This is a genomic window from Longimicrobium sp. (assembly GCF_036387355.1).
Classification (GTDB): domain Bacteria; phylum Gemmatimonadota; class Gemmatimonadetes; order Longimicrobiales; family Longimicrobiaceae; genus Longimicrobium.
The window spans coordinates 1-5,190 of record NZ_DASVTX010000321.1 but is presented as its reverse complement, the minus strand read 5'-3'; the positions used below and the strand labels follow the sequence as shown (position 1 = coordinate 5,190).

Here is a 5,190-nt window from a genome sequence, read left to right as displayed (position 1 = left end):
CATGTCGAAGTGGCCGGTCTGCGCATCGCTCGCGCGCACACCGTCCACCATCACCAGCACCTGCTCGAACGATCCGCCCCGCACGGCGATGTCGGCCAGCGCGGGGGAGCGCGGCGTCACGTCCACCCCCATGGCCCACTCCAGCACCTCGGCCACGGTGCGCGCCGGAAGGGTGCGGATCTGCGCGGCGGTGATCACTTCGGTGCCGCGCGTGGCGGTCACCAGTTCGGCCGCCGCGCGCGAGGCGGCGGTCACCTGCACGGTATCCAGCGGAACGGTCCGGTCCTGCGCCCGCACCCCGGCGGGGACCAGCACGGCAACGGCAGCCAGCAGACGAACACGCATCAGCAGAAAGACACCCAGAAAGGAGCACCGGCGCACCCGTGGCCGCCGGATCAGGTCAGGAACGGGGCGGAAAGATAGGCGCCCGCACCCGCGCTACGCCACCGCCGCCCCCGCGTGGCCCCCTCCCCGCTCCCGGGTGCCCGCCCCGAACCGTCACTTCGCCGTCCAGAGGCCGGCCGTGCGGCGAGAAACGGCGACCGGTTGCGCCGGCGCCTCGCCGGCCGAGGCGAGCGCCCCGCGGTACAGCGTGGGCGAGATGCGAAAGTTCACGCGCGCTCGCATCTCGTCCATCACGGGGCGGATCTCGGCCAGGTGGCCGCGCTCCTTGGCGATCAGCAGGATGCCCACCGTCCCGGTGAACGGAATCCGCAGGTACTGCGCGAGCGACCGGGCGCGCCGCTCATCCACCACCACCACGTCGGCGTTCAGGTCCGCCGCAAGCAGCAGCGCCTCCGCCTCGCCGGCGTCCAGGTCCCGGTTCAGTGCCATCAGAAACGAATCGGCCGCGACCGGGACCGTCCTGATCCACGTCGCGGCCCGTACTTCCGCTGCCCCCGCGCGCTGTTCACAGAGCACCTCGGCCCATACCGCCGGGGGAACGAACACCTCCCCGAACAGGTCGTGCAGCAGGTGCAGTTTGCCAATGCCGGCCAAAGCGATCAGCGGGGAGCTGTCGCTCACCACGATCACCGCGAAAACAGCCCGCGGAGCGTGGCGAGATCGGACTGCAGGTCGGCCTCGTCGTAGTGCAGCCACACCTTGCGGCGCGTGAGCAGCGCCTCGAACGCCTGCCGCGGCATTCCCGCCATGTGCGCCGCGCGGCCGGCGGTCACCTGCCCGGCCTCGCAGCACGCCACCGCGTGGTTCACCACGGCGGCGCGGCCGGCCGTTCGCCGGCCGGAGCGGGCCGGTGCTTCAGAACGAAGACGCATGGGTTGTCTCCCGGTTTGGCGCCACGGCAGGCTGCCCGGACGGGCCGTCTGCCGCGCGCTTCACGGGGAGAACGCTAACCTATTCCGCCCCTCTTGTCCATACTGTTTCCTTTTACGCCACGGACGTACCAGAAAGCTCCTCGCCCACCCGCTCCCACAGCGCGTACGCCTCCGCGAGTTCCGCGGTCAGGCGGTCGCGCTCGGCGGCCAGCGCCTGCGTGCGCGCCGGGTCCGACCCGGCGGCGTACAGCGCGGGGTCGGCCAGCGACGCCTCCGTTTCGCCGATGCGCGTTTCCAGCGCGGCGATGCGCGCTTCCAGTTCCGCAAACTCACGCTCGCGCCGGCGGATCTCGTTCTTGCTCAGCGCCGGCCGTCCGTCGGGCGCGCTCGCGGCGGGGGCGGCGGGGGTGCGCGGCTCCGCGGCCCGCGCGCCGGACGCCGTCGCCGCCTGCTCCGCGCGGCGACGGGCGCTCCACTCGCCGTACTCGTCGTAGCTTCCCGCGAAATCCACGAAGCGTCCGTCCTCGAACCCCCACACCCGGGTGGACATGGCGGAGAGCATGGCGCGGTCGTGGGAGATCAGGATCACCGTGCCGTCGTAGTTCTCGAGAGCTTCCTCCAGCACCTCGCGGCTTTCGATGTCCAGGTGGTTGGTGGGCTCGTCCAGCAGCAGCAGGTTGGCGCGCTCCAGGGTGATGCGCGCCAGGGCCACCCGGGCCTGCTCGCCGCCGGAGAGGTCGCCCACGCGGGCGTCGGCGTCCTCGCCGGAAAACAGGAAGCGGCCCAGGTGGCTGCGCAGTTCGGTAATGGTCATGCCCGGCGCGGCGGCGCCCACTTCTTCGCGGATCTTGTGGACGGGGTTCAGGTGTGTGAAGTCCTGGCGGTAGTACGCCGTGCGCACCCCCGTCCCCATCACCACGGAGCCGCGCGTGGCCTCTCCAGCGCCCGCCAGTACGCGCATGAGCGTGGACTTTCCGCAGCCGTTGGGGCCCACGATCACGATGCGCTCACTGCGCGTGACCTCGGCGCTGAACGGGGCAAAGAGCACGCGCGGGCCGTAGGCGCACTGCACGCCGTCCACCTTCATCACCACCCCGCCGCTGCGCCCGCCGCTGGCAAAGCGCAGCCCCATCGCCCGATCTTCTTCCGACACGCCCGCGACTCGCTCCATCCGGCTGAGCAGGGTGCGGCGGCTCTTGGCCTGCTTGGTCTTCTGCCCCGCCAGGTTGCGGCGGATGAAGTCTTCGGTGCGCGCGATGTACGCCTGCTGCTGCTCGAACTGCTTGCGCTGCAGTTCGCGCCGGGCCTCGCGCTGGTCCAGAAAGGAGTCGTATCCGCCGGTGTAGGCGTACGCCGTCTGCTCCTCCACGTGCAGAATGTGGTCGCACAGGCGCTGCAGAAACACGCGGTCGTGGGAAACCACCATCACCGTGCCCGGATAGCCGCGCAGAAACTCCTCCAGCCACTCGGTGGAGCGCAGGTCCAGGTGGTTGGTCGGTTCGTCCAGCAGCAGCACGTCGGGCTGCGCGAGCAGCGTCTGGGCCAGGCGCAGGCGGCCCAGCTCGCCGCCGGACAGGGCGCTGATGGGCTTGGGCCACGTGTCCGGCGGAAAGCCCAGCCCTTCCAGCGTGGCGTCCGCGCGGGAGCGCATCTCGTACCCGCCGCGCCGGCGGAATTCCTCCACCTGGCGGTCGTACGAGCGCATCAGCCGCGCGGCGTCGTGCGCGTCCGTCGCCGCGCTCATGGCCTCCAGGTCCAGCCCGATCTGGCGCTCCATCTCCACCAGGTCGGCGAAGGGCTCCAGCGCCGCCTCGTGCACCGTGGCCGTGCTCCGCTCGCCGCGGTTCTGGCGCAGCAGGGTGAAGCGCAGCCCGGGATGGCGCCAGATCTCGCCCTCCGTGGTCTCCTCGTCGCCGGTCATGGTGCGGAACAGCGTCGTTTTTCCCACGCCGTTGCGCCCCACGATCCCCCACCGCTCCCGGTCGCCCACGGCGAACGAGACGTTGCGAAAGATCCAGCGGTCGCCGTACTGCTTGCCCGCGTCCTGCAGCCGGACGATGGTCATCGGCCGCCGAGCACGTTCACCGAGCCGTTCTTGCGGAACGGCACCTCGCGGCTGGCACCCCCGGCGCGAACCCGCACCGTTCCCGTCGCGCGATAGTCCAGCCGCCCGGAGCGCAGCACGGAGCGGAAGGCGGGCCCGAGCTCCGCGTAGCTGAACTCCACGGGGATGGCTACGGTGCGCGTTTCGCGTGCGCGGATGGTGACCTGCTGGTCGTACGTGCCGTCCGCGACGGGGATCCAGTTCGCGTTGCGGCTCGACGAAGCCGTGTCGCCGGGCGCACGCAGCGAAAGCTGGTACTTCAGGTCCTCCGCCCGCACGCCGACGGGGTTGGGATTGGTGACGCGCAGGTTCACCATCAGCGAGCCGCCGGTAAGCCCCAGCGAGCCGACGCTCACGTTTTCCAGTTCGATTTCCGGCTTCTTGAAGCCGGTGCACGCCGACGCGAGCGCCAGCATGAGGATCGCGGCGAAACCCAGCGCGCGACGGGTACGATTCAGGTCGATGGACATCAGGACTGCTCCTCAAGAATGTTCAGGCGGGTGATCGCCGGGCGGATCAGAGCGCGCCGGCTACTGCACGTTCCGGGCGCTGCGGCCCGCGGCCGATCGCCGCCGGTTGTTCGAAGCCCCGATCATGGCGAAGACGGCCATGAGTCGGGGCTTTCCGCAGTTTGAGCGGCGGATTCATCCGCTCAGGGGCCCGCTCGCCGACTCGAATTCATGGACGGCTCGTGAGCGCTGTTGATCCGCGGACCGGCTCCACGATCGCGTACCGCGCGCCCTCACCCGTTCTGCGCCCGGAGCGACGGGGCGCGCTTCCACTGCTCCCACGCATCGCCCTCCAGCAGGGTCCAGCGGGCGCCGGGCTCCAGCATCAGGCCGCGGCCGCACCACTCCGCCACGAAGTCCAGGTCGTGGCTGCTGATGAGGACCGCCGCGCCCTCCGCACGCCGCGCGTCCAGCTCCGCGATCAGGCGGGCGGATGAGGGGCGGTCCAGCCCGTTCAGCGCCTCGTCCAGCAGAATGGCGCGGGGGCGGTGCAGCAGCGCGGCGATGATGGCCGTCTTGCGCCCCATCCCCTGCGAAAGCTCACGGCACAGCGTGCCCTCCGCCCCGGCCAGCCCCAGCAGTTCCAGCAGCCGCGCCGTCTCCGCCGCGGCGCCCGCCTCGTCCATTCCGCGCGCCGCGGCCACGAACTGCAGCATCTCGCCCACGGTGAGTTCCGGGTACAGAAACGGCTGCTCCGGCACGAAGCCCATACACTGCGCGGAGGCGGCGAGGTCCGAGAACGGATCGTGGCCGCACAGGCGCACCTCGCCGCGGTCCGGCACGCGGTCGCCCGTGATGCACCCCAGCAGCGTGCTTTTTCCCGCGCCGTTGCCGCCGAGCAGCGCAACCGCCTCGCCCGGCCGCAGGGCGAACGACAGGTCGCTCAGCACGGGGCCGCGGCGGTACGCCTTCCGCAGTCCGTCGACCGAGAGCGGCGCGACGTCCGTCATCGGCCGGCGGCGGCCAGGGAGGCGCCGGCGGCCAGCACCGCGGCGGCGGCCGAGGCGGCGGGCCACATCCAACCCGAACTGTCAGGCACGATCATCCCCCACACGATTCCCACGGACGCGGACAGCGGAAGCGCCATCCCGAATGCGGCGGCCCAGCGCCCGGCCAGGCGGTCGCGCGCGCGCAGGCCGGCGGCGCGGTCCATCCACCGTGCCCCGGCGCGCTCCAGCCGTCCCAGGGCGATGATGGCCGCGCCGTGCATCCCCAGCACCAGCGCGCCCGCCGCGGCCACCCACCCCTGCACCTCCACGCGCTCGCCCGCCCGCAGCAGCGCCAGCACGCAGACGACGGC

The 5,190-nt window shown here is 71.8% G+C and carries 6 protein-coding genes and 1 pseudogene; all 7 read right to left on the bottom strand.

Annotated elements, in window-relative coordinates; translation table 11 throughout:
• The coding region (locus VF665_RS14155; RefSeq protein WP_331054083.1) for a TonB-dependent receptor plug domain-containing protein at window positions 1-345 on the bottom strand (345 nt) is incomplete at its 3' end.
• Window positions 346-498: 153 nt separating this feature from the next.
• Complete coding sequence (locus VF665_RS14150; protein WP_331054082.1) at window positions 499-1,026, bottom strand: DUF3368 domain-containing protein; 528 nt, start codon at window positions 1,024-1,026, stop codon at window positions 499-501.
• 5 nt (window positions 1,027-1,031) lie between these two features.
• On the bottom strand, window positions 1,032-1,277 hold the full coding sequence (locus VF665_RS14145) for a UPF0175 family protein (protein WP_331054081.1): 246 nt from the start codon (window positions 1,275-1,277) through the stop codon (window positions 1,032-1,034).
• 112 nt (window positions 1,278-1,389) lie between these two features.
• Window positions 1,390-3,342 (bottom strand): ABC-F family ATP-binding cassette domain-containing protein, encoded by a 1,953-nt coding sequence (locus tag VF665_RS14140; RefSeq protein WP_331054080.1) that lies wholly within the window; start codon window positions 3,340-3,342, stop codon window positions 1,390-1,392.
• Window positions 3,339-3,851 carry an LEA type 2 family protein gene (locus tag VF665_RS14135; RefSeq protein WP_331054079.1) on the bottom strand — a complete coding sequence of 171 codons (513 nt, stop codon included), beginning with the start codon at window positions 3,849-3,851 and terminating at the stop codon, window positions 3,339-3,341. Before VF665_RS14135 ends, VF665_RS14140 begins: the two co-directional genes overlap by 4 nt.
• A 272-nt stretch (window positions 3,852-4,123) precedes the next feature.
• Window positions 4,124-4,840, bottom strand: a complete 717-nt coding sequence (locus VF665_RS14130) for an ABC transporter ATP-binding protein (RefSeq protein ID WP_331054078.1) — start codon at window positions 4,838-4,840, stop codon at window positions 4,124-4,126.
• Window positions 4,837-5,190 (bottom strand): annotated as a pseudogene (locus tag VF665_RS14125) (hypothetical protein); the annotation flags it as partial. The gene VF665_RS14130 and the pseudogene VF665_RS14125, both read right to left, overlap by 4 nt.

Coding starts and splice junctions, on each gene's coding strand:
- VF665_RS14130 (WP_331054078.1), bottom strand. CDS start 4,840: ATGACGGACGTCGCGCCGCTCTCGGTCGACGGACTGCGGAAGGCGTAC.
- VF665_RS14135 (WP_331054079.1), bottom strand. CDS start 3,851: ATGTCCATCGACCTGAATCGTACCCGTCGCGCGCTGGGTTTCGCCGCG.
- VF665_RS14145 (WP_331054081.1), bottom strand. CDS start 1,277: ATGCGTCTTCGTTCTGAAGCACCGGCCCGCTCCGGCCGGCGAACGGCC.
- VF665_RS14140 (WP_331054080.1), bottom strand. CDS start 3,342: ATGACCATCGTCCGGCTGCAGGACGCGGGCAAGCAGTACGGCGACCGC.